The following is a 1,631-nucleotide window of genomic DNA, read 5'->3' on the forward strand; positions in this document are numbered from 1 at the left end:
CCAGCCTGTGTGAAAACGTGTTGATCGCCTAAACTGAATCAACGCACTGAGACCGGGTGACTCATGAAGCGATTCGTTGAGGGCGATGACCGCAAACAGGTCGCACTACTTCCCGAATGCGTCGATGACTACATCGAAGCGGACAACCCGGTCAGGGTCATAGATGCCTTCGTCGACGAGCTGGACCTTGCGGAACTCGGTTTCGACGGCATCACACCCGCGACTACCGGCCGACCGTCCTATCACCCCGCGGTGATGCTCAAGCTTTATATCTACGGGTACGTGAACCGCATACCCTCCAGCCGGCGGCTGGAGCGTGAATGCCAGCGCAACGTCGAATTGATGTGGCTAACGGGCCGTCTAGCGCCAGACTTCAAGACAATCGCGGACTTTCGCCGTGACAGCGGCAAGGCCATTCGCAACACATGCCGGCGCTTTGTCGAACTGTGTCGCGGGCTGAAACTGCTATCCAGTGACATGGTGGCCATCGACGGCAGCAAGTTCAAGGCATCAAACAGCCGGGACCTGAACTACACAACAGGCAAGATCGACAAGCGCCAACAGCAGATCGAGGAGAGTGTGCAACGATATCTCGACCTGATTGAAACCGCAGACCGCACCAGTCCAACAGGTTTCGCCGCGAAGACTGACCGGCTGTACGAGAAGATCGCCCGCCTGCGCCTGCAGATGCGTGAACTCGCACAGATCAGGAAGCAGCTGGAAAAACAACCAGACATGCAACTATCGATGACCGATCCCGACGCGCGCTCCATGGCGACAAGCGGAAGAGGCTCCGGCATAGTGGGTTATAACGTGCAGGCGGCGGTAGACACGAAACATCACCTGGTCGTCGAGCACGAGGTAACCAACATCGGAAATGATCACGGACAACTCAGCAGAATGGCGCTCGCGGCAAAAAACGCGATGGGCGTGTCAACTCTGAAAGTTGTAGCGGATCGGGGTTACTTCAGCGGGCCGGAGATAAGAACATGCGATCTGAACGGAATCCGCGCGTACGTACCCAAGCCGCTCACCTCTGCGTCACGGAAGAAAGGTCTGTTCACCAAGGCCGACTTTGTGTACGAGGCACGAGGTGACGTATATCGATGTCCGGCCGGCGAGAAAGCCATTTATCGATTCACGACCGTTGAACATGAAATGAATCTGCGGGTCTACTGGCCGAGTGCATGCCCAAGCTGCCCTATGAAGGCGCGATGTTCTCCCAGCGACTATCGCCGCATCCGGAGATGGGAGCACGAAAAGATACTGGAAGCCATGGAACGACGGCTCGACCGGAAGCCCGATGCAATGACCATCCGCCGAAGTACTGTCGAGCACGTCTTCGGTACGCTCAAGCACTGGATGGGTCCTGCACACTTCCTGACCCGAACGCTCGGACGAGTGAGTACCGAGATGAGCCTGCAGGTATTAGCGTACAACCTGAAGCGGGTTATCAGCATACTGGGTGTGGCAAGGACGCTGAAGGCCATGAAGTTGGCGGGGGCCTAAAGCCCCGAGGGGCGTTGTTGTGCTCCTGACGCTCGATCAATTCAAACTCACCGTAAAAAAACTCGACCGGTCTGGCCGTCCATGGCTCGCGCGGCGGAAAACAGCGTTTTCACATAGGCTGG

Annotated in this window: 1 protein-coding gene; it reads left to right on the forward strand. The window is 57.0% G+C overall.

Translation table 11 applies throughout. The features are described 5' to 3' along the window. Window positions 1–63: 63 nt before the first annotated feature. Window positions 64–1,509 carry an IS1182 family transposase gene (locus D1Y85_RS26825; RefSeq protein ID WP_124154091.1) on the forward strand — a complete coding sequence of 482 codons (1,446 nt, stop codon included), beginning with the start codon at window positions 64–66 and terminating at the stop codon, window positions 1,507–1,509. Window positions 1,510–1,631 lie beyond the last annotated feature (122 nt).

The organism is Paraburkholderia dinghuensis (assembly GCF_003837865.1).
In the GTDB taxonomy this organism is placed as follows: Bacteria; Pseudomonadota; Gammaproteobacteria; order Burkholderiales; family Burkholderiaceae; genus Paraburkholderia; species Paraburkholderia dinghuensis.

What these genes read in the sequence shown, in the direction of transcription:
- D1Y85_RS26825 (WP_124154091.1), top strand. Translation starts at nt 64, where the DNA reads ATGAAGCGATTCGTTGAGGGCGATGACCGCAAACAGGTCGCACTACTT.